This window comes from Cyanobium sp. ULC065, assembly GCF_977927515.1.
Window position 1 is genome coordinate 322855 of record NZ_OZ376393.1, and the last position, 20935, is coordinate 343789.

A 20935-nucleotide genomic window follows, 5' to 3' on the forward strand; every position below is an offset into this window, starting at 1 on the left:
GTCGGGACCTTCGGCCTGTCCGCTCGGGGCCGTCGTGCCTGCCTCAAGATCCCAGGCTGCCCGTGGGATGGATGGGCTCAGATTGCTTTGGCCAGAGGGCGTTTGAGAGTGGCCCATCGCTCGGGAAAAGGGGGATCAGCCCTTGGCTGGTTCAAGAGCTTCATCATGGTGCCGCTGCAGGAGGCTCTTTGGGAGCGGTCCCTCCAAATGTTCCCAAGGCAACAACTTTTCATGGGGCCAGCGCTGGTGGATCACCTCCTGCCAGGGCGGCGGTGACGGCAGCGCAGCGGGTGCGGCGGCCAGCGCGTCGCGATAGGCGGCCTTCCAGCCGCCCAGCTGCCCGTGACGGCCGCGCACGGCGGCGATCACCGGCGCCAGGCGCCGGTCGCTGCGGGAGAGCAACGCCTGGATCACGCTCCAGCCGTAGCTCTCGGGCCGCAGCTCGATGCCCTTGGGTTGAAGGCGGCGGGCCAGCCGCTTGAGCCGCTTCTCCGCTTCCGGCCGCACCCCTTCCCACTGGAAGGGGGTGTGGGCCTTGGGCACAAAGGTGCTGACGCCGAGGCTGAGCCGCAGGCCCGGCGTGGCGGCTTTGATCGCCAGCAGCAGATCGGCGGTGGCTTCGATGTCGGCGTCGTCTTCAGTGGGCAGGCCGGCCATGCCATAGAGCTTCAGGCCGCTGAGCCCGCCTTCCTTGGCGTAGCGGGCGGCGGCGAAGATCTCCTCGGTGGCGAGTTTCTTGTTCACCACCCGGCGCATGCGCTCGCTGCCGCTTTCGATCGCGATCGTGAGCGACTTGCTGCCCCGCTTGGCCAGGATCCGCCCCAGCTGGGGGGTCACGGTGGCGGCCCGCACCGAGCTGACGCTCAGGCGCGTGCCCTCGAAGCGATCGCCATCAAGCCAGGTGAGCAGATCGGCGAACTGCGGGTGCTGGGTGACGGAGGCCCCCAGCAGGCCCAGTCGCTGGGTGGCGGCCAGACCCTTCTCCACGGCGGGGATGAGGCCGTCGTCGAGGGAGGGGGTGCGAAAGGGCAGGGTGAGGTAGCTGGCCAGGCAGAAGCGGCACAGCTCCGGGCAGCTGCGCACCACTTCCACCATGTGGATCGCGGGCCAGGCCGCCTCCGGGGTGATCACGGTGGAGTGGCTGAGGGTGTTGCCGCGCCAGGTCTGTTTGGCGATGGTGGCCGGCAGGCCCGGTTCGATCGGCTCCACCGCCAGCAGCTCCCCCGCTGCGCCGTAGCGAGGGGCGTACAGCGATGGCACGTAGATGCCGGGAATCTGCGCCAGCGCCCGCAACCGCTCGGCCCGCGGCGCCTGGCGCCGGGCCTGGACGGCATCGATGAAGGCGGGCAGCAGCAGCTCGCCATCGCCCAGCAGCACCACATCAAAGAACGGCGCAAGCGGTTCGGGGTTGGCGGTGAGCACCGGGCCGCCGCCGAACACGATCGGATCGCGCTCGCCCCGCTCCTGGCTCCAGAGCGGAATGCCCAGCTGCTCCAGCAGATCGAGCAGCACGGGGCCATCGAGCTCCCAGCTGAGCGAGAGGCCGAACAGATCGAGCTGGCGGTGAGGCGGATCGCCCTGGTCGGTGAACAGGCGCCGCACATCCACGTCGCTGCGGCTGGCCAGGCTGGCCCACACCACCTGGTAGCCCAGGCTGGTGATGCCCACCGAATAGGTACTCGGAAAGGCCAGCACCGCCTTCAGCGCCCCCACCTCCGGCACGGCGGGCTCAAACAGCAGGGTTTCCTGATTCAGGGGTGGAGGCGCCGGCCGGGAGTGGTCAGTCTGGAGCTTGAGCGGCCGGGTGGGCTGCCATGGCCCATGGGGGAGGAAATGGACGGCCGCGGGAATCCTTGGGGTGTGCTCCTCAGGCCAGCGAATGACCGCCCCTCGCCCTGCAGGCTTGATCCAGCGCTACCGCGAGGAGCTGCAGGTGCGGGAGATGGGCAGTTCCGAGGTGAATGCCTTCCTCAATCACCTGGCGGTGGACCTGCAGGTGAGTGCCTCAACCCAGAACCAGGCGCTGGCGGCACTGTTGTTTCTCTACAGGGAGCTGCTGAAGCAGGATCTGGACTTGGAGGGGCTGGTGAGGGCTCGCACCAGGCAGCGGCTGCCGGTGGTGCTGACACCCCAGGAGGTAGGCGCGGTGTTGGAGCGGCTTTCTGGCGTGGAGGGGTTGGTGGCCGGGCTGCTTTACGGGAGTGGGCTGCGGCTGATGGAAGCGCTGCGCATCAGGGTGCAGGATCTGGATTTCCAGCGGCGCGAACTCACGGTTCGCAACGGCAAGGGCGGCAAGGATCGCCGCACCCTGCTGCCCAACCGTTTGGGCCAGCAGCTGCAGGACCACCTGGTGGCCGTGCGGCGGGTGCATCGCCAGGATCTCGCCGAGGGCTATGGCCGGGTGCCACTGCCCCATGCTCTGGGGAGGAAGTATCCCAACGCTCCGGTGGAGTGGGGCTGGCAGTGGGTGTTTCCACAACACCACCGATGGTGCGATCTGGCCACGGGTGAACAGGGCAGGCACCATCTCGATCCCAGCCTGATTCAGAAGGCCGTGCGGCGAGCGGTGCTTGCTGCAGGGATCCACAAGCCTGCGTCACCCCACACTTTTCGCCATTCGTTTGCCACCCATCTCCTGGAGCGGGGCCAGGACATCCGCACGATCCAGGAATTGCTGGGGCATAAGGATGTGCAGACAACCATGATCTATACGCATGTGCTGAACCGCGGGCCCTTGGGAGTCAGCAGTCCGGCCGACCTTTTGTAACATATCGAACTGTTTTATACGGGTCCGCCGAAAACCTGGGTCCCTTGGCTGGGAAAGCCTGGGATCATTGGTCTGGCCTGGGTTTGTGTTTCTTTGGCTTCAGTCCCTTCCTCTCTTAGGCTTCACTGGGTAGGCACAGCGAGGCTTTCACTGGGTCCGTCCAATCAGCGTTAGGCGTCAGCTTTTAATGTCGTCTGGCGCATGCTACACAATAGGCATTACTACCTCGGGGAGACTACGAACACATGGCCGAGCACACCTTCTTTGAATCTGGAGACGTCAAGGTGACGAATGCCCGTTTCATCAGCGGTAGCCAGACCTTTGCAATGAGCAATGTCACCTCAGTCAAGGCATTCGAACAGAGACCAAAGCGCTTCTGGGGCATCCTGCTTTTGATCATCGGCTTGGTCATCGCAGTTAGCGATCAAGCCGTCGGCCTTGCTATATCGGCCGGTGCCGTACTCATTCTATATATGCAGAAGACTGTCTATCACGTCATGCTTTCCACGTCCGGCGGAGAGACAAGTGCGCTCAATACCCACCAGCAAGAGTATTTGCATAAGGTTGTTGCGGCCCTAAACGAAGCCATTGTTCATCGCGGCTAACGATGACTGTTCCGCCGTGACGCCTAACCAGCCAATGGAGCGGACGCCTCCGCGCTGCGCGCTCTGGCGCCGCTCATCGGCGCGTTAGGCCCACCTGAAGGCCGCTTGATGAGACGAAGTTGACGGGCAGCTTTTCTGTAGCTACGATAAAGCGTGCAGTTCGATTTCGACCCTGGTAAGGACGCGACCAATCTGAGCAAGCACGGCTTCTCCTTGGCGGCTGCAGCTCAGCTCAGTTGGGATGCGGCGCTTGTCTGGATTGATGACCGGGCAGACTATGGCGAAGTGAGAATGGTCGCGCTGGCGCCGTTGGGGGACACTCTCCTATTCGTGGCCTTTGTTGATCGGGAGTCTGCAAGGAGGATAATTAGTCTACGCAGAGCAAATCGTCGTGAGATCAACCACTATGTCAAAGCCATCGAAGAAGATCAATTTGAAGATGCCGACAGTTGAGGAGGATCAACTGATTACAGCATCAGCTGAATCAGATCCCGACGCCCTTCCTCTTACGGATGAGCAGATGGAAAGGATGGTGCCGATGAGAGTTTTGCGTGGACGGCCAAAACTGGGAAATAAAAAGCTATTGATTTCAATCCGGTATAGTCCAGAGGTCATTGACTACTTCAAATCTTCTGGAGCGGGTTGGCAAGCTCGCATGGATGCTGTTTTGAAGGAATATGTGCAAAGTCATTCTGCTGATGATGCAAAGGGGGCCTAACCAGCCCCTCGAGTGGACACGCTTCCTTAAAGCATCTTGCTCCGGCATTCAATCCTTGCCTGCCACTCAGGGGCAGCGTTAGGGAGATGGGGGCGAAGCAGTTGCAGCCCAAAGCCGGTATACTCAGCGTATAGCCGCTTGATTGCCATGCAGACGCGGGTCCAAAAATGGGGAAACAGTCTCGGGGTGCGGATCCCGCGTGGACTGGCGGAGGAGGTTGGCCTGGTTGCTGGCACTGAAGTAAGCCTGAGCTCCAAGGATGGCCAGCTTGTTGTGAAGCCAGCTCTCCCGACTCGGCTCAGTCTTGATGATCTCTTGGCAGGCGTCTCAGAGAGTAATATTCATTCGTCTGTTGATACGGGACCGGCTGTCGGGGCGGAGATCTTCTAGTGACAGCCGCATACGTCCCTGATCGAGGAGATTTTGTGTGGCTTGAATTCACACCGCAGACAGGTAGTGAGCAGGCTGGAAGGCGACCAGCTTTGGTGATTTCACCGAAGGCCTACAACGGAAAGGTTGGCCTGGCATTGTTCTGTCCTGTGACCTCCCGGGTCAAGGGTTATCCATTTGAGGTGGTCTTGCCAGAGGGTAGTGGGGTGATCGGTGTCGTTCTTGCAGATCAGCTGAAGAGCCTTAACTGGCGTGCCAGGAAGGCGAACCTGATTGAGCGAGCATCGTATGAGCTTCTGGCGATGGTTACGGCAAGGATCTTGCCTCTGCTTGTTCCTGACAATGCTGCCACTCTCTAACACGGCCATGCACCTGACCCGCCACCGCAGATTCACTGTGCCCTGTGAGTTTTTCTCCTATGGCTCTCTGCGGGCAGGTGATGGCCAGCGTTATGCGAACATGATTGCATCTTCCGAGCGATTTCATTAAACTTGAAAGTGACGCCGCTTTGTTTTGAGCTCATGGCTTGCCAAGCTCGATGCGCTAGATACGCTTGGCGAGATCGAGACATGTAAGCTATCCAAACGGAATGGACTTAGACTAATGCGCAAAAGCAGAATCTTCCTAATCGGCACATACTGTGCTGGTTTCTTGTTTGTACCTGTAAACATTTCAGCTCAAACTGACTTTGGTGTATTTTGGAAAAGATTTAAAAATGCAGTTCTCATTAATGATCAGGCAGCAGTTGCAGGCTTAACAAGGTTTCCGCTTAAGATGCCATTTGGAGTTAGAAGCGTAACAACAAAGTCCGAACTCCTGAAGGGCTACGACAGTATTGTGAATATGGAAGCCAACGCCAAGAGATGTTTTAATGCAACGCAACCGCGCCACGAGGGAGATGGTTATGCTATTTACTGTACCTTCAAGCAGCTGCCTGAATCAAGTGAGAATCGCCCAATAAGATATTTCTTTGGACAGTCTGAAACGGGCTGGAGATTTGAAGGTTTGGATAATATCAACGAGTAAAGGTGAGTTGCAGGCTAAAGCTGGCAATGCAAAGTCCCATCTCGCAGGCCAAGATATGCGTTTAGCGCAAGCAGAACTGGCGTAGTTCTGATTAACAGTCCACGGGCTATTGAGTTATTTGCAGCAGCTTCAATGCCACCGCTATGCTTAAGAGCAACGATCTGTTAAGCCGGGGACACAGCTAATAACTCCTTCATCAATCCCCGCACCACCCCCCACCCACTATTCTATGGGTGGCACGATTTGGCTATGAACATCATCATAGCTGCTTGCATGCCAAGAATTACATCTATCTTCATCAGGCTCAGCATAGCAATAGCTTCCTGCGCGTGGACAAGCCCCACCCTTGCGCAACGTGCTGATGTTCATGAGGTAGATAAAACTGGAAACATTTGCTCAAGTAGAGTTCAGGGCAATAGAGGATTCTACCAACAGTTGTACTGGCTTGTTGTTGATAGCGATCCAGCCGGCCTCAATTGTAGGCTCTCGCATACAAGCCAGCCTGATGCCGTGCTTCAATACGGTGATGTAATTCGCGCCGAACATTATGAGCCAAGCGATGATGCTATTTCCATCCATAATGGTCAAACATGGCTTCGCGTAATCTCACAATACACATGGAGGGTAAGGGATCTGGCTTCAAGAGCAAATAGTCAGGCCGTTCAGTGCATCGTCAGGGCAAACTCTACCTTTGTTGCTCCAATCAACTTTGATGACCTAAGCGAAGTAAAGTGGTAACGAAACTTCCAGGAAACAGCTAGTCGTACAGGTAGCCATACTCCATACCAAACTTCGCGCCATATTGAGGCCTTTCTTTGGACCTGCTTATAGAAGGCTCTTCAGGGAGATGCAGTGGCTTTCAGTCAGAGGTGAGCTTGCATACCAGCGAACAAGTGCACCGTTACCTTTTGTAGTAGCTACACACGAGACCCCTCTGATCCGACCTCTACTTCGTCTTGATGAGCAGCTGCAACACAACAAGATAGTTAATCTCAGAATCGCTTCAGGCTTTCTCGATGGGATTATCCTAGCCCCGGGTAAGCGCCTTTCTTTTTGGAAGTTGGTTGGCAAGCCAACCTAAGGTAGAGGCTTTCTGGATGGCCTGGTTCTTAAGCAAGGCCAGCTAACTTCAGGAGTAGGAGGTGGTCTTTCTCAGATGACCAATCTAATCTACTGGATGACGTTGCATACTCCACTCACAGTTGCAGAACGCTGGAGGCATAGTATTGATGTTTTTCCAGATGCTAATCGTACCCAGCTATTCGGAAGTGGAGCAACTTGTTCGTGGCCGATTCTTGATCTTCAAATCGTGAACCACACAACCAGCCTTTTAGGCTATCTTTATTCGTTGCCGAAGGCGTGCTGAAGGGATCTTGGTCATCAAGTCATCCTAGCAGGTTTAACTATCTAATCGAGGAGCGCGCTCACATTGTTACTCATGATGGCCCGGGAACATATACACGTCGCAATGAGCTATGGCGTATCGAAACTGATGTGATAAACGGCGAGGTATCTGAATGTCTTATGGTGAACAATGAGTCCAGGCTCATGTCTGAGCCTTTTCTTCCGGCAGAATCGAACAAGTCAGCTGCAGAAGGATGATCTTTCAATCGCTTTCATCATAGGAGGTCACTTGGTGGGATTGGCTTGTCCTGCCGGTGATAAGCAGCCACCGGCTAGACTTTGTGAATCGATTGATTAGAGTTGTGGCCAGATAGACGGTCTTCAGAGGCGCTTACTGTCCAATGCCGCATAACATCATCATTCACCCGACCCGTCGGAGAGATCTACACTCTTGCGGTAGATCCCTCAGACGGGTCATGATGAGCGTAAGGTGCCCCTCAAACCGCCAGCTTTCCTAAACGGAGATGATCAATGGATTCACAAGTCGATTCGAGAGTCAATACACGAGCCGATTCGAGAATCCGCTTGTTACTGCGCATCCTGCGCAACCCGTTTATCAGCCTGCTGGCGCTCAACAACCTCTTGCTATATGTGCATTGGTCAGGCAACGCTTACATATTGACGTTCCCATCAGGCCTGGGAGTGCCCCTTTTCCTCCCATCAGGCTTGTTCACGGGCGCGTTTATCATCGCCAACCTGCTGCTCGTGTATTGGAGCTACGCGCATTTCGTGGAACGCCGAGCGGTCAGCGAACTATCCCTGCCCCCCATGGGTCGCGAACTCGGCATTGGCCTGCTGCTCGGCTTAGGCCTGTTCACGACCTGCGTTTTGATTGCCATGGCCCTCGGCCTTTACCGCATCGAGGGTATCGATCGTTGGCAGAACTTAGTGGCAGGGGTGACAGGGGGGACGTTCACAACACCCTTCGGCGAGGAGCTGCTGTTCCGCGGCGTGTGGTTTCGCATTCTTGAGGGCGTGTTCGGCGGCTGGGTGGCGTTGGTTCTCTCCTCCCTGTGGTTCGGCTTCGTGCACGCTGGGAACGCAGGTGAAACTTTTGCAGGTGTCGCGTCTATCGCCGTCGTGTACGGTCCGATGCTGGCTGTGCCCTTTATGGTTACCGGCCGCCTGTGGATAGGCATTGGCCTCCACCTCGCCTGGAACTACTCCATGGGCAAGATTTTCTCCGGTGCCGTATCCGGCAATACAACCTCTCCGGGACTACTCAAGACCAGCTTCCAAGGCCCGGAAATGCTCACCGGCGGCAGCGCTGGTATGGAGGGATCGCTGATCGCCATGCTGGTGACTACTGCGTTCACCGTGGTCATGCTGATTCTGGCGGTACGGCGCGGCACAATCGTGCCACCGTCATGGAAACGCAAGATCACTCGCATGGACTTGGACACCTAGCATCAAGATGCAGCAGTCGGGTCCAAAGATCCCTGATTAGTCCAACAAACTACTGCCAGCCGCTGATCATGAGCGTTCGTCGGATCGAAATTGGAACCGAGCTTGTGACCGCAACTTTTATCAGACCATCGCCGAATCACTGGAAGCCTGGCGACTTCGACCTGTCAAAGGTCAGCCTTGACGAATCGCTGCTACACATCACGAAGACAATTTGCCTGCTTGAGTCGCGCTGTGACGATTACGCAGAATACTTGCAGGCACTTCTTCGTGATCGCAGTTACGCCTGGACATCAGCAATCAGTCGATGGAACTTTGAAGAATGTCAGCACGGCGTAACGCTGCGTGTCGTTTGCGAGGCGGGAGATCACGACTTTGACTTCGATTCTTGCATGTCGAAGTATAAGTCCTTGGTGACCTACCACGCGCCCACAGGAGAGTCGGTGCGTGGTTCAGTAGCCGCTGAAATGGTGTCTCGGTGTGTGGTCGAGGCACTCGCAAGCACGCTTTACCGTGTTCTCGCGGATTCAACACTCGATCGCAATGCAAGTGCTGTCTACTCTGCACTCGGGCAGGACGAAGCAAGGCACTATGGAATGTTCCTGAAAATGCTGAACGCTGAGGCAATAATGAATAACGGAATTGGTATTCTTGCAAGGTGCCGGTTCGCATTACAGCGGGTGTTCGAGCTTGAAGATGCGCAAATCATGCTTGCATCCTGTGTCGTTGCAGGCCGCGCGAATAACACGATCTTCGGGCGAAGGGAGGCGAACTGGTATCTTTCTCGTGTGTATCGCTTCTATCGTTGGAAACATCTTCGGTATGCGGTACGGATGTTGCTGCTGACAGTTGATGTGCGTGCCACACCTTTCCGCATTTCGATCGTTACAATGGTAATGTGGTCAGCGATCAAGATTCGGTTGCTGATAGCGAATCTCGCTTCCTTTGTCGCACCGCTGCGAGAACCGAAGAAGCCGACGACCAAAGTCGTGAACCGGAGCGGCGAAGTCGGGCGGATTTGAAATGGACAGGCTTTCCTCGCCGCCCGGTTACGGCAGCGTTCGGCAAGCCAATGAGATCACCTCAACGGAAGTGATTAGGTAACCCACAGTTGTCTTTATCCTCAGACCCAAGAGTCGAACCGAAAGCCAAGCACTGAGCGGCAGAGGGGAGGCAAGGAGCAAGAGCTGCATCCTGGGGCTGATGGACCGCTGGTGCCTCAGCTGCGACCTCGATGAGGGCCAGGTCGAGGATGCGATCGGTGCCGGTCTGCTGCTCCATCAGACAAGTCTGGTCCAGGCGGATGGTGGTATCCCGTTGGCGTTGACCACCAGGTCAGTCGTTCCAGCGCGCAGGTGGTCCCATTCCTGCCGCACCCTGGCCTCCGCCGACAACTGCGCCTGTCTGCAGGGTCCGTACGCCAGCCACCGACGTGCGGCAGGTGTTCGACGGGCGTCGCTACCTGGAGCAGGGAACCGACGCTGCGGGATGAGGTCACTCGATCCGTGACGGTGATGGCCTGGATGCCGGCTGCGGATGCTGTCCGGCGGATCTCAGCGTTCAGTCACAAGGCTCGATTGAGGCGGCAGACCGCCAATACGCTCAGGATGTTCCAGTCGAATCGCACTGGGACATACCTCCATCTACTATCTCGATGAAGACTCGCCTCCAACGCACCGGTGCCCTGCTGGGTCCTGGCCTCCTGCTGTTCACGGCGTCCGCCCCGTTCCACCAGGTCGCGTCCGCCGAAACGCTGGTGCGAGCCGCGGGCCGCTGCAAGCTGGAGAGAGCGGGCAATGAGCTCTTCAACGGTCACTGCAGCTTCAAGCACAAGGCGGCTGGTGGCACCGATGCCTTTGTGGTGAAGCTCGATGACGGCACCGACTTCAACTTCTCTGGCCCCAACCCTCAGGCCCTGCAACTGCAGACCTACGCCGGGATCGTGAACGTGCGCCACAACGCCAAGCCCGACCACGATGTGTTCCTGTGGAACACAGATGGGGGAGATCATCGCCTCTCGGTGAAGCTCGACAGCGTGCAGAATCCTGACGTGGATTTCGAGGACAGGCCCCAGAAGGCCACCAGCGCAACTCTGGTCGGTGTCGCGCTGGGAGGGTTGATCGGCGCTCTGATTGCCGGATCGGACAAGGGCGGCAGCAGCGAACCCGCCCGCGTGGGAGCCCCGGTGAGCGCACTGCAGCCGCTGGTGGGGGTAAAGGGCGCCAGTGCCGAGAGCGAGATGACCAGGAAGGGGTACACCTACCGCGGTGGCGACCAGATCGGCGACAGTGCCTTCACCTACTGGGAGCAGCCCCGCACCAACAGCTGCGTGGCTGTGCGTACCACCAACGGACGTTATCAGTCGATCACCTATACCGAACCCAGCAAGTGCAGGTGATCGCCTGAACGCTCAGGCCATTGATCGCTCTGGCCGCCGGCCCTCCGGACGGCGGCCTTGGGTTTGACCTGTGACATCCAGAATGACATAGACCGCCTTCAATCCAGCCACGGAATCAATGGGAGACTCTGGAACGGCCAGTACGACCGCGAGGTGATTCCCCTGCCAGTGCAGTGCTAGGCGCGCTTATCCGATTCGCTGTCTTCCGCCTGCTGAGCGGAACGCCCCGAGCCGCAAGCCAACTGCATGGATCGGAGTTCAATTATATCTGGGCTATCTGGCAATCTTCTTTGTCACATGGATCATCAATGGGGTCGACTACAATCGGATTGGCGAGAATGCGCTAACCACGAAGCTGTGGTATGCGTTTCCAACTCTTTTTGGATCCGCATTCCTTGTGGTTGCCATCACTGCCCTGGGATGGTGGCGCATGGTTCTGTTCGAACAAACGAAATCCGGCCCTCAGTGGGTTTGGATATTGCCTATCGCGATGGCGGGGGTCATTGTGATGAACTTCCTGGGTGTAGTGCCGAAGCAGCCCACCTTTGAGCTTCTTGGTTGGTCAATGCTCGGAGCCGTGGGGGTTGGATTCGGCGAGGAAATGATCACTCGGGGAAGTCTGATCGTGGGCCTTCGAAGTCGTGTTAGCGAGGGCAAGGTATGGCTGATCAGTTCCCTCTTGTTTTCCGCCCTTCATCTTCCTAACGTCCTCTTCGGATTCCCGCTATGGGCCATGCCTGTACAGGTGCTGTTGACATTCATCATGGGCAGTGGCTTCTACGCCATTCGACGCATGTCCGGCACCCTGATTCTATCGATGATTCTCCATGGACTTTGGGACAGTGCCTTGTTCCTTAACGTCGCTGTTGGCGCAGAACCCTCCCCTATTCAATACTCCGTCTACCCCATCGCGATCATCTGCGTCATCGCAGTCCTTCTTCGGGGGCGGAATGCGCAAGCCCAGCAAGTCAGGCCATCGGCGATCAACAACATTCCGGAGTGAAAGCGAAGTAGGTTTATTAATGCTCACCCCGAAGCATCCGATGCGTTTTCCACTCGCCTCACTGGGCGCTGGCCTCCTGGCCATAAGCCTCCCCGCTGGGGGCGCCCTGGCCCAGGTGGCGATCGAGAGTCAAAGGGTCACGTTTCGAGCCGGCGCCGATTCCGCCTTGCTCAAGGGCCAGCTCAAGGGCGACCAGACCGTCGACTACAAACTGCGGGCCGGCGCCGGTCAGACCCTGACGGTGGAGCTCAAGGGGTCCAATCCGCAGAACTACTTCAATGTGATGGCGGCCGGGACCGACACCGCCTTGTTTATCGGCAGCAGCTCCGGCAACCGCTTCCGTGGCCTCCTGCCCAGCGATGGCGACGTGAGGGTGAGGGTGTACCTGATGCGGCCGGCGGCGCGCCGCAACGAAACGAGCACCTACAGCCTGAAGGTTGGCATCGGCGGTGCCCCTCTCGCCCCTGTGCCCGCTTCCCGCGATGCCCTGATCCCCGGCACTCCTTACCACGCTTCGGCGGAGGTTCCCTGTGTGTCCGGGAGCAGCGGCAAGGCCACCAGGTGTAAGGCCTTCGTGATGCGCAGGGCCAACAACAGTGCCACGGTGGTGGTGACGAACCCCGAGGGGCAGAAGCGTCAGTTCCTGTTCGTGAAGGGAAAGGCGGTTGCTTCGGATCAACCTGAGCGGCTCTCGGTGCAGCGGCGCGGGGATAGCTCGGTGCTCAGTCTCGGCGAGAACTTTGAACGCTATGAGATCGTCGATGCCCTGGTGGTGGGGGGCTGAGCCCTCTGCCGCCTCGATGCCATCGGTGACCGGGGCGACGGTTCGTGCCATTCCCTGCAACTTCATCAGGGGGCAGCTGGTCTGGCTGCCTTGGTGGCCCTGAAGAGCCTGCTCCAACCCGGTACCTGGGTGACGCTATCGACACGCCGCTACGGAGCCGATCACCCTTGGGGGAATGCTGCCGGCACCAACCAGAGCCGGCGCTGAACTGTTGAATCTGGGCATAGGAATGAAGCATGCCGCTCATGAAGACGTGAACAATCTCGAAGCCCGGTGATCGTGAGCGTTGGTTTGAGGTGTTAACTCCCACTAAACTGGAGAGGGTCAAAAGAGGAAGAGGCGTTGGCACGTGAAGGAGTTGCCCGAGTGGGGAGCCGAACGCTGGCTTATCTTGAAACGGGTGACGATGGCGGACCACTTGTTATCCATCATCACGGTGGGCCATCCAGCCGCTTGGAGGCCTTGCTCTTCGATTCCTATGCAAGTGCCCATGGGCTGAGGTTTGTCTGTGTTGACCGGCCTGGTATCGGTGGGTCCGATCTTCAGCCAGGGCGCACCTTCGAGTCATGGGCGAATGATCTCCAGGCATTGGCTGATTCCTTGGGTGCACAGCAGTTCGCGGTGACCGGCTGGTCTGAAGGAGGGCCGTGGGCTCTTGCCGCCGCAGCCTATCTGGACCCTGGTCGCCTTGCCCATGTCACATGCATTGCTGGTGCCAGCTACGGAACGTTTGGAGATAACTGGGCTGTGAAGTACCAAAGCAGCGTGGATGCGCTTGGCGGGCGCCTCGCGTTGCACTTCCAGCCTGGCTTCAGGCTCATGTATGAACTGCTTGGATTGAGTGCTACCCACTTTGAAGCCAACTATCTGCAGGCTCTGAAGAAGTCGATGGGTGTCTCTGATCAGGAGGTCCTGGCAGATGAGCAGGTCTGTCAATCCTTTCTGGAGGCATCACGGGAATGCTTTCGGCAGGGCGTTGAGGGGCTTGTTGCTGACGCCATGATGCTCTACGAGGCTTGGCCGTTTGACATGACCAAAGTCACGCGTCCGGTCTACTTCTGGCAGGGAACTGATGACAAACTGGTGCCTGAACCCATCAATCGGATGGTGGCGGACAAGACCCCTGGTGCCATCTGGTGTTCCATCAGCGGAGGAGGCCACTTCATTGCTATCAGCCATGCGAACGAGATTCTTGCTCAGGTGGCCAGCGATCTTGCCAAGGCGCCAACCTGACACCACACAGCCGATGGCCCATCTGGATGGGCCTTGGCATTGATCGGGCCTTGATGACGCCTCGCGTACCCACGATCCCTGCAGCGCCCCGATCCATTCAGAAGGGCACGCCTCTGAAGCACCTGCTGGGCCAGGAGGCCATTGAGTGTCTGGCGAACAACCTGCAGATTGTTGATGCAGACTTTCCGGTTGGCCGATTCTGCGAATCCGCACGGGCAGGCATTGAGCCGTTGGCCATCATGCAGCGAGGATTGCATATCGCCAGGGCGCTTCGTGAAGTCCTGCCTGAGAACTATGAGGAGGCTGTTCAAGTCCTCATGGCTTCTTTGACGCCGGCGAAGTCAGAAGCAGAAGAGATGGGGCTGGCAGGCTTTTTCTATCTTCCACACAGCTGTTTTATTTCTGAGTATGGGCAGGATGGCCATCACAGCAGCGGCAACGACCCTTTTGAGACGTCGATGCTGGCTTTGCATGCCCTCACCATGCGGTTCACCTCGGAGTTCGCCATCCGCACGTTTCTGATCCAGCAGCAGGCGCGCACTCTGGAGAAGGTTGATCAGTGGATCACCGACCCTAATCCGCATGTAAGGCGCCTCTGCAGCGAGGGGACACGGCCACGACTCCCTTGGGGGAAACGCATTCCTTCGTTTGTGGCCGATCCGAGGCCAACGCTTCCCATCCTTGAATCTCTGAAGAACGATTCATCGCTTTACGTCCGCCGCAGCGTTGCCAACCACCTGGGGGACATCGCCAAAGACCATCCAGAACTCGTCTTTACCACCTGTGAGCGTTGGTTGTGGGATGGTGCCTCCGCTGAGCTGCAGTGGCTGATCCGGCATGCGGTTCGTTATCCCGCCAAGCAGGGAGATACACGTGCGCTGAAGATACGTGCAGCAGCCAAGGGCAGCGCATTGTAAGGCGCTCCACCATGGCCTGACCCATCATCCCAGCCATGCCATCCGAGCGATGACGTTCTTCTCCTTCCTTATTCCTCTGGTGGTGCACTACGTGCTGGTCGCGTTGCCCCTGGGCTTGGGGCTGCTGGCCTTTGCGCGGACACGCCCTGGCCGCAGGCGCCAGCGGTGGATCGTGGTGGCTGGCCTGTTGGCGGTTTTGGGTGGCGCGCTGGTGCTGCTCCAGGCCAAGGCGGCTTTGATGGGCGCGCCAGACGATGGCACCTGGTTCGTGGTGGTGACGGGACTGCTGCCGATCGCCTTAGGGGGCATCAGCCTGCTGCGCTGGTCGCGGCTCTGAGCCTCCCAAGCAGCCAGGCTGGTGACATCAGGGCCAGGTGATGCCGCAGACGCTCCTTTCCACCCTCTCCCGCAGTGAACGGCTGTCGATCGCCGGCACCTACACCCTGACGCTGCTGGAGAACCTCTGCATGCTCGCCTATCCGGCCATCACCGGCTGGGCGGTGGACGGGCTGCTGAAGGGCAGCTACCGGGGACTATCGGCGCTGATCGCCGTGTGGCTGGTGCACCTGGTGACGGCCTTCGTGCGGCAGCGCTTCGATACCCGGGTCTTCATGGGCCTCTACGCCCGCCTTGCCGTGCTCACCGTCGCTGAGCAGAAGCACCTGGGCCACGGCACGAGCATCGTGTCGGCGCGAGTCGAGATGATGCGCGACATGGTCGGCTTCTTCGAGGCCGACGTGCCGGCCATGTTCTCCCAGGTGGTGACCGTGGTCGGCTCGTTGGTGATGCTGTTCACCTACGACCTCCAGGCGGGATTCATCGCGATGGCGGTGCTGCTGCCGATGGGGCTCGTCAACGCCTGGTACTGGCGGCGCGCCCTGCGCTTGCACCGCGGCCTCAACGACCAGATCGAGCGCGAGATCGCGGACATCGAGGCGGCGCGCCCGCTGCGCCTGCGTCGCCACTTCGGCCGGGTGCGGCGCTGGCATGTGCAGCTCTCCGACAGCGAGTCGTGGACCTGGACCGTGACGGAACTCGCCACGATCGTGGCGCTGGTGGTGCTGCTGATCGACTTCACCCGATCGCAGGTGTTCAGTGCCGGCGCCATCTATGCCGTGCTCGCCTATGTGTTCGATTATCTCGAGGGCCTCGACAGCGCTCCGTTGATCGTGAACAACATCGCCCGGCTCCAGGACATACGGGCGCGACTGGCACGCTGAGCAACAATTGCTCCCGGCATGGGCTGAAGTGATGAGGATGGGATGGCACCCCCTTTCGTGCGCTGCTGACAGGACGTGGAGCGTGTCTGTTCAGCAAGTTGTTCGGTTGTCCGCTGTCATCGGTGTCGATGCTGCGTCATTTCATCTTTGCGGCTCAGACTGTGTGATGGTTGCGTGGTATTCATGCCATGCCAGCACCGGCTTTTGCAAGAATCAGTCATGAGTATCCCGGAGCAGGTTGCATGGCGAAAACTCTCAAAGCGTTCGGCTGGTTCTTTCTTGCGATCGATACGGTTGGATTGGCCTTCATGGTGCAATGGGCGCTGATGGCAAGTTCTCGAGATGGCGAGATAGCCTATGCCGTTGTCTTTCTGCTCTTCGCATTGGCGTTGGTTGGCGTGGGGGGTACGGCGTTGGCGTGCAGTGCAAAACGTGGGTCAGTGTTAGGGCTTTGGCTTTCGACACTCTTTTTGGGCATTCCTCCCCTCATCGTTGCTGCTATACGCATCAGCAATTCCATCTAGCGCCTCATGGATAAGGGAGGCGTTGATCATTCGGATCCGCTACAAGCGTGTGACCTCTCGTGCTTGAACTGATCGGTTGATTCTCCGTGCACCTACACCTGGCCACTCACGCTCCAGTCTTGAAGGGATCCAATCCTTTCGGTAAACGTTTCAACGGCCTGCGTTCTTCCTGCGGCTTAAGCTCAGCGGACCATCTCGACATTGGCCGCAATGACAGTCCTCGCTCGCTTCATTTACGAAGTGAAGCCGGGCCGCACCGGCGACTTTCTCGAGAAGCTGGCGCAGGCCGGTTCGCCCCGGTTCACCAGCCCTGTGATGCCGCGGGCGTTCAAGCTGTTCCGCTGCTCCGTGCCAGGGCCTGACACGGAGCGCCTGATCCTTCACATCGAATACGACGACATGGCCGCCTACGGCGCCCGAGCCGCCTACGAAGCCAGCAACCCGGAATGGCGGGCGCTGTTCGAGGCCACGCCCGATTCCCCCGAGCGCCTGCTTTCGGTGGAGCTGCTCACAGAGTTTCTGCCGCTCTGAGAGCAGGCCCCGAGCCTGCCAGCGCTCAGACCCCCGCCAGCACCTTCTCCTCCTCCTCCACGCTCACCACGCGGCCGGCGTCGCTGAAGCCGTCGATCTGGTCGAAGTTGAGGTAGCGGTAGAGCTGGTCGGAGAGGGGATCGATCTTGGCCGCCGCGATCTCCAGGTATTCGGCTGGCGTGGGAATGCGGCCCAGCAGCGCGCACACGGCCGCCAGTTCGGCGCTGCCCAGATACACCTGGGCGCCGTTGCCGAGGCGGTTGTTGAAGTTGCGCGTGCTGGTGGAGAACACCGTGGTGTTGTCTTCCACCCGCGCCTGGTTGCCCATGCACAGCGAGCAGCCCGGCAACTCCATGCGGGCGCCGGCGGTTTCGAACTTGGCGGTGTAACCCTCGGCGCGCAGCACCTCATCGTCCATGCGGGTGGGGGGGCACACCCACAGCCGGGCGGCGCTGGTGCCGGCCCCATCCAGCACCGTGGCGGCGGCGCGGTAGTGGCCGATGTTGGTCATGCAGGAGCCGATGAACACCTCATCGATCCGGTCGCCCGCCACCTCGCTCAGCAGCTTGACGTTGTCGGGATCGTTCGGGCAGGCCAGCACCGGTTCGGTGAGTTCATCGAGGTTGATCTCGATCACTTCGGTGTATTCGGCGTCGGCATCGGCGCTCAGCAGCTGCGGATCCGCCAGCCACGCCTCCATCGCCTGGATGCGGCGGGCCATGGTGCGGGCATCGCTGTAGCCCCTGGCGATCATGTTCTTGAGCAGCGCCACATTGCTGCGCAGGTATTCCGCCACCGTCTCTTCCGAGAGCTTGATCGTGCAGCCGGCACAGGAGCGTTCGGCAGAGGCGTCCGTTAACTCAAACGCCTGCTCGAGCTTGAGATCCGGCAACCCTTCGATTTCGAGGATGCGGCCGGAGAACACGTTCTTCTTGCCCGCTTTCGCCACCGTGAGCAGGCCCTTCTGGATCGCCACCCACGGGATCACGTTCACCACATCGCGCAGGGTCACGCCCGGCTGCAGCGAACCGCTGAACCGCACCAGCACCGATTCGGGCATGTCGAGCGGCATGGCGCCGATCGCGGCGGCGAAGGCCACCAGGCCCGAGCCGGCCGGAAAGGAGATGCCGAGCGGGAAGCGGGTGTGGCTGTCACCGCCGGTGCCCACCGTGTCTGGAAGCAGCATGCGGTTGAGCCAGCTGTGGATGATGCCGTCGCCGGGGCGCAGCGCCACCCCGCCGCGGGAGCTGATGAAATCGGGCAGTTCGGCGTGGGTCTTGAGATCCACCGGCTTCGGGTAGGCGGCGGTGTGGCAGAAGCTCTGCAGCACCAGGTCGGAGGAGAAGCCCAGGCAGGCCAGTTCCTTCATCTCGTCGCGGGTCATCGGCCCGGTGGTGTCCTGCGAGCCCACGGTGGTCATCAGCGGTTCGCAGCTGGTGCCGGGCCGCACTCCGGCCAGGCCGCAGGCCCGGCCCACCATCTTCTGGGCCAGGGTGAAGCCCTTGCCGGTGTCGGTGGGTGCCACCGGACGGATGAACAGGTCGGAAGCGGGCAGGCCCAGGCGGGCGCGCACTTTGTCGGTCAGGGAGCGGCCGATCAGCAGCGGGATGCGGCCGCCGGCGCGCACCTCATCGGTGATCGTGCTGGGCTTGAGCTCGAAGCGGGCCACGATCTCGCCGGCGCCGGCTTCACCCGCCGCGCGCTCGATCGTGCCTTCGTAGGGGCGGATTGTGATCACATCGCCGGTGTTCAGCGCCGCCACATCGCATTCGATCGGCAGGGCGCCGGAATCCTCGGCCGTGTTGAAGAAGATCGGCGCGATCTTGCCGCCCAGGATCACACCGCCGGAGCGCTTGTTGGGCACATGGGGAATGTCGGTGCCGGTGTTCCACAGCACCGAGTTGATCGCCGATTTGCGCGAGCTGCCGGTGCCCACCACATCGCCCACATAGGCCACCGGATGGCCTTTTGCCTTGAGGGCAGTGATCTGCTCGAGGCCGCCGGGTTGGCGCGTCTCCAGCATCGCCTGGGCATGCAGGGGAATGTCGGGGCGGGTGGTGGCGTGGGTGGCCGGCGAGAGGTCGTCGGTGTTGGTTTCCCCCTCCACCTTGAACACCGTCACGGTGATCGCCTCCGCCAGCGGCGCCTTCTTGGTGAACCAGGCGGCCTCGGCCCAGCTCTCCACCACCTGCTTGGCCCACGGGTTGGTCTCCGCCAGCTCCAGCACGTCGTTGAAGGCGTCGTAGACGAGCAGGGTGCCGCTCAGCCCCGTGGCGGCCTCGGCGGCGATCGCCGCATCGGCGTGGCTCAGCAGCGTGATCAGCGCCCCCACGTTGTAGCCGCCGATCATCGTGGCCAGCAGCCGGGTGGCCGCGATCGGATCCACCAGCGGACTGGTGGCCAGCCCCTGGGCCACGGCGCTCAGCCAGCCCGCCTTGACGTAGGCCGCCTCATCCACCCCCGGTGGGATCCGTTCGCTCAGCAGATCCAGCAGGAACGCCTCCTCGCCGGCGGGCGGCTGCTCCAGCAACTCGGTGAGGGCCTGGGCCTGAGGCGCCGAGAGCGGCAGCGGCGGCACGCCGAGGGCCTCACGCTCCGCAGCGGCAGAGCGGTAGGTGGCCAGCAGATCGGCGGCGGCGATGGGGGACGAAGCCATAGGAGAAGGGGTCATCCCTTGAACGTACGGGAGGCTTCCATTCTTTGCGGCCGCCGGACCGCCAACGGTGGCATCGGCTGCAGAACGGTGGCGGTAAGGGGGCGTGACAGCCGGCTTCTAGGGTGGGTCTTCGAGCGCCCCTCCGCCTGCCGCCATGATCCCCACCTCCGACCTCCATGTGGTGGAGACCCGGCCGCTGGTGGCGCCGGCGGTGCTGCACCGGGAGCTGCCCCTCGGCGAAGCGGCGGCGGCTGTGGTGGCCGGCGCCCGCGAGCGCATCAAGGCAATCCTGCACGGCCGTGATTCGCGCCTGCTGGTGATCGTGGGGCCCTGCTCCGTTCACGACGTGACAGCCGCCCAGGAGTACGCCGCTGCCATCGCCCGGGTGCGGGCCGAGCACCTCGATCAGCTGGAGATCGTGATGCGGGTGTATTTCGAGAAGCCGCGCACCACCGTGGGCTGGAAGGGGCTGATCAACGATCCCCATCTCGACAGCAGCTACGACATCAACACCGGCCTGCGCCTGGCGCGCGGCCTGCTGCTCCATCTGGCAGAGCTCGGCCTGCCTGCCGCCACCGAGCTGCTCGATCCGGTGGTGCCCCAGTACATCGCCGATCTGATCAGCTGGACGGCGATCGGCGCCCGCACCACCGAAAGCCAGACGCACCGCGAGATGGCTTCGGGTCTGTCGATGCCGATCGGCTTCAAGAACGGCACCGACGGCAGCGTCATGACGGCGATCAACGCCATGGAGGCGGCCGCCCGCCCGCACCATTTCCTCGGCATCAGCCGCCAGGGCCATGCGGCGATCGTGTCCACCACCGGCAACCCCGATGGCCACCTGGTGCTGCGCGGCGGCAAGGGCGGCACCAACTACCACCCGGAAGCGGTGGCAGCGGCGGCGGCCTCGCTGGCCAAGGCCGGCTTGCCGGCGCGGCTGATGGTGGACTGCAGCCACGGCAACTCCAACAAGGACTACCGCCTGCAGGGCCAGGTGCTGACTCAGGTGGGTGAGCAGCTGCGCCAGGCCTCCTGCCCGGTGATGGGCGTGATGATCGAAAGCCACCTGGTGGCGGGCAATCAGAAGATCCCGGCGGATCTCTCCCAGCTCACCTACGGCCAGAGCATCACCGATGCCTGCATTGACCTGGACACCACCCGCGAGGTGCTCGCCGGCCTGGCCGAAGCGGTGAAGGAGGCTCAGCGCCAGGCGCCCACCGGCGAGGTGCTGGCAGCGGTCTGACCGCCTGATGGTGTAGCTGGCACTCTCTAATCGTGAGTGCCAGATTGATGCTCTGCAACGAACTGTTCAGCTGGAACAGTCGCTGGAGTGAATCTCCCTAATTTGCCTTCAC

The 20935-nt window shown here is 60.3% G+C and carries 22 protein-coding genes; 20 read left to right on the forward strand and 2 right to left on the reverse strand.

Annotated features, from left to right (window positions below):
• Positions 1 to 135: 135 nt before the first annotated feature.
• The gene (locus ACXMDP_RS01460) at positions 136 to 1695 is read right to left on the reverse strand and encodes a B12-binding domain-containing radical SAM protein (RefSeq protein ID WP_259729082.1); all 1560 of its coding nucleotides are present in this window, start codon (positions 1693 to 1695) and stop codon (positions 136 to 138) included.
• 184 nt (positions 1696 to 1879) lie between these two features.
• On the opposite strand from ACXMDP_RS01460, the gene ACXMDP_RS01465 reads away from it, so the two are divergent.
• From ACXMDP_RS01465 to ACXMDP_RS01555, 19 genes are all read left to right on the forward strand, one after another.
• Positions 1880 to 2767, forward strand: coding sequence for an integron integrase (locus ACXMDP_RS01465; protein ID WP_259728979.1), 888 nt, complete (start codon positions 1880 to 1882; stop codon positions 2765 to 2767).
• 245 nt (positions 2768 to 3012) lie between these two features.
• Positions 3013 to 3372, forward strand: coding sequence for a DUF6232 family protein (locus ACXMDP_RS01470; RefSeq protein ID WP_259728978.1), 360 nt, complete (start codon positions 3013 to 3015; stop codon positions 3370 to 3372).
• Between the two features lie 153 nt (positions 3373 to 3525).
• Positions 3526 to 3825, forward strand: coding sequence for a BrnT family toxin (locus tag ACXMDP_RS01475; protein ID WP_259728977.1), 300 nt, complete (start codon positions 3526 to 3528; stop codon positions 3823 to 3825).
• Positions 3812 to 4090, forward strand: coding sequence for a BrnA antitoxin family protein (locus ACXMDP_RS01480; protein WP_259728976.1), 279 nt, complete (start codon positions 3812 to 3814; stop codon positions 4088 to 4090). Before ACXMDP_RS01475 ends, ACXMDP_RS01480 begins: the two co-directional genes overlap by 14 nt.
• Positions 4091 to 4237: 147 nt before the next feature.
• A complete protein-coding gene (locus tag ACXMDP_RS01485; RefSeq protein WP_259729081.1) occupies positions 4238 to 4480 on the forward strand; it encodes an AbrB/MazE/SpoVT family DNA-binding domain-containing protein in 243 nt (80 codons plus the stop codon).
• A 35-nt stretch (positions 4481 to 4515) separates the two neighbouring features.
• The gene (locus tag ACXMDP_RS01490; RefSeq protein WP_457767012.1) at positions 4516 to 4839 is read left to right on the forward strand and encodes a type II toxin-antitoxin system PemK/MazF family toxin; all 324 of its coding nucleotides are present in this window, start codon (positions 4516 to 4518) and stop codon (positions 4837 to 4839) included.
• Positions 4840 to 4993: 154 nt separating this feature from the next.
• Positions 4994 to 5506 (forward strand): hypothetical protein, encoded by a 513-nt coding sequence (locus tag ACXMDP_RS01495; protein ID WP_457767013.1) that lies wholly within the window; start codon positions 4994 to 4996, stop codon positions 5504 to 5506.
• 1102 nt (positions 5507 to 6608) lie between these two features.
• Entirely contained in the window at positions 6609 to 6872 is a 264-nt protein-coding gene (locus ACXMDP_RS01500; protein ID WP_457767197.1) for a VanW family protein, read from the forward strand.
• Between the two features lie 563 nt (positions 6873 to 7435).
• Positions 7436 to 8317 carry a CPBP family intramembrane glutamic endopeptidase gene (locus ACXMDP_RS01505; RefSeq protein WP_259728973.1) on the forward strand — a complete coding sequence of 294 codons (882 nt, stop codon included), beginning with the start codon at positions 7436 to 7438 and terminating at the stop codon, positions 8315 to 8317.
• 68 nt (positions 8318 to 8385) lie between these two features.
• Entirely contained in the window at positions 8386 to 9336 is a 951-nt protein-coding gene (locus ACXMDP_RS01510) for a hypothetical protein (RefSeq protein ID WP_259728972.1), read from the forward strand.
• 632 nt (positions 9337 to 9968) lie between these two features.
• Positions 9969 to 10712, forward strand: a complete 744-nt coding sequence (locus ACXMDP_RS01515) for a hypothetical protein (RefSeq protein ID WP_259728971.1) — start codon at positions 9969 to 9971, stop codon at positions 10710 to 10712.
• 430 nt (positions 10713 to 11142) lie between these two features.
• Complete coding sequence (locus ACXMDP_RS01520) at positions 11143 to 11715, forward strand: CPBP family intramembrane glutamic endopeptidase (protein ID WP_259728970.1); 573 nt, start codon at positions 11143 to 11145, stop codon at positions 11713 to 11715.
• A gap of 40 nt (positions 11716 to 11755) precedes the next feature.
• Positions 11756 to 12499, forward strand: coding sequence for a hypothetical protein (locus ACXMDP_RS01525; RefSeq protein ID WP_259728969.1), 744 nt, complete (start codon positions 11756 to 11758; stop codon positions 12497 to 12499).
• 453 nt (positions 12500 to 12952) lie between these two features.
• Positions 12953 to 13732 (forward strand): alpha/beta fold hydrolase, encoded by a 780-nt coding sequence (locus tag ACXMDP_RS01530; RefSeq protein ID WP_457767014.1) that lies wholly within the window; start codon positions 12953 to 12955, stop codon positions 13730 to 13732.
• Between the two features lie 53 nt (positions 13733 to 13785).
• Positions 13786 to 14649 carry a DNA alkylation repair protein gene (locus tag ACXMDP_RS01535; RefSeq protein WP_259728967.1) on the forward strand — a complete coding sequence of 288 codons (864 nt, stop codon included), beginning with the start codon at positions 13786 to 13788 and terminating at the stop codon, positions 14647 to 14649.
• 49 nt (positions 14650 to 14698) lie between these two features.
• Complete coding sequence (locus tag ACXMDP_RS01540; RefSeq protein ID WP_259728966.1) at positions 14699 to 14986, forward strand: hypothetical protein; 288 nt, start codon at positions 14699 to 14701, stop codon at positions 14984 to 14986.
• Between the two features lie 40 nt (positions 14987 to 15026).
• Positions 15027 to 15869, forward strand: coding sequence for an ABC transporter six-transmembrane domain-containing protein (locus tag ACXMDP_RS01545; RefSeq protein WP_259728965.1), 843 nt, complete (start codon positions 15027 to 15029; stop codon positions 15867 to 15869).
• A gap of 242 nt (positions 15870 to 16111) precedes the next feature.
• Positions 16112 to 16393 carry a hypothetical protein gene (locus tag ACXMDP_RS01550; RefSeq protein WP_259728964.1) on the forward strand — a complete coding sequence of 94 codons (282 nt, stop codon included), beginning with the start codon at positions 16112 to 16114 and terminating at the stop codon, positions 16391 to 16393.
• A gap of 210 nt (positions 16394 to 16603) precedes the next feature.
• A complete protein-coding gene (locus ACXMDP_RS01555; protein WP_259728963.1) occupies positions 16604 to 16924 on the forward strand; it encodes an NIPSNAP family protein in 321 nt (106 codons plus the stop codon).
• A gap of 25 nt (positions 16925 to 16949) precedes the next feature.
• Here the strand turns inward: ACXMDP_RS01555 and acnB are convergent, their stop codons facing one another.
• Complete coding sequence (acnB, locus tag ACXMDP_RS01560; RefSeq protein ID WP_259728962.1) at positions 16950 to 19580, reverse strand: bifunctional aconitate hydratase 2/2-methylisocitrate dehydratase; 2631 nt, start codon at positions 19578 to 19580, stop codon at positions 16950 to 16952.
• 154 nt (positions 19581 to 19734) lie between these two features.
• Between acnB and ACXMDP_RS01565 the strand changes: the two genes are divergently transcribed.
• A complete protein-coding gene (locus ACXMDP_RS01565; protein WP_259728961.1) occupies positions 19735 to 20823 on the forward strand; it encodes a 3-deoxy-7-phosphoheptulonate synthase in 1089 nt (362 codons plus the stop codon).
• The last annotated feature ends 112 nt before the right edge of the window (positions 20824 to 20935 follow it).

Excerpts from the sequence above, each read along its gene's own strand:
- ACXMDP_RS01465 (WP_259728979.1), top strand. The coding sequence starts at position 1,880 with ATGACCGCCCCTCGCCCTGCAGGCTTGATCCAGCGCTACCGCGAGGAG.
- ACXMDP_RS01470 (WP_259728978.1), top strand. The coding sequence starts at position 3,013 with ATGGCCGAGCACACCTTCTTTGAATCTGGAGACGTCAAGGTGACGAAT.
- ACXMDP_RS01480 (WP_259728976.1), top strand. The coding sequence starts at position 3,812 with ATGCCGACAGTTGAGGAGGATCAACTGATTACAGCATCAGCTGAATCA.
- ACXMDP_RS01485 (WP_259729081.1), top strand. The coding sequence starts at position 4,238 with ATGCAGACGCGGGTCCAAAAATGGGGAAACAGTCTCGGGGTGCGGATC.
- ACXMDP_RS01510 (WP_259728972.1), top strand. The coding sequence starts at position 8,386 with ATGAGCGTTCGTCGGATCGAAATTGGAACCGAGCTTGTGACCGCAACT.
- ACXMDP_RS01515 (WP_259728971.1), top strand. The coding sequence starts at position 9,969 with ATGAAGACTCGCCTCCAACGCACCGGTGCCCTGCTGGGTCCTGGCCTC.
- ACXMDP_RS01520 (WP_259728970.1), top strand. The coding sequence starts at position 11,143 with ATGGTTCTGTTCGAACAAACGAAATCCGGCCCTCAGTGGGTTTGGATA.
- ACXMDP_RS01525 (WP_259728969.1), top strand. The coding sequence starts at position 11,756 with ATGCGTTTTCCACTCGCCTCACTGGGCGCTGGCCTCCTGGCCATAAGC.
- ACXMDP_RS01535 (WP_259728967.1), top strand. The coding sequence starts at position 13,786 with ATGACGCCTCGCGTACCCACGATCCCTGCAGCGCCCCGATCCATTCAG.
- ACXMDP_RS01540 (WP_259728966.1), top strand. The coding sequence starts at position 14,699 with ATGACGTTCTTCTCCTTCCTTATTCCTCTGGTGGTGCACTACGTGCTG.
- ACXMDP_RS01545 (WP_259728965.1), top strand. The coding sequence starts at position 15,027 with ATGCCGCAGACGCTCCTTTCCACCCTCTCCCGCAGTGAACGGCTGTCG.
- ACXMDP_RS01550 (WP_259728964.1), top strand. The coding sequence starts at position 16,112 with ATGGCGAAAACTCTCAAAGCGTTCGGCTGGTTCTTTCTTGCGATCGAT.
- ACXMDP_RS01555 (WP_259728963.1), top strand. The coding sequence starts at position 16,604 with ATGACAGTCCTCGCTCGCTTCATTTACGAAGTGAAGCCGGGCCGCACC.
- acnB (WP_259728962.1), bottom strand. The coding sequence starts at position 19,580 with ATGGCTTCGTCCCCCATCGCCGCCGCCGATCTGCTGGCCACCTACCGC.
- ACXMDP_RS01565 (WP_259728961.1), top strand. The coding sequence starts at position 19,735 with ATGATCCCCACCTCCGACCTCCATGTGGTGGAGACCCGGCCGCTGGTG.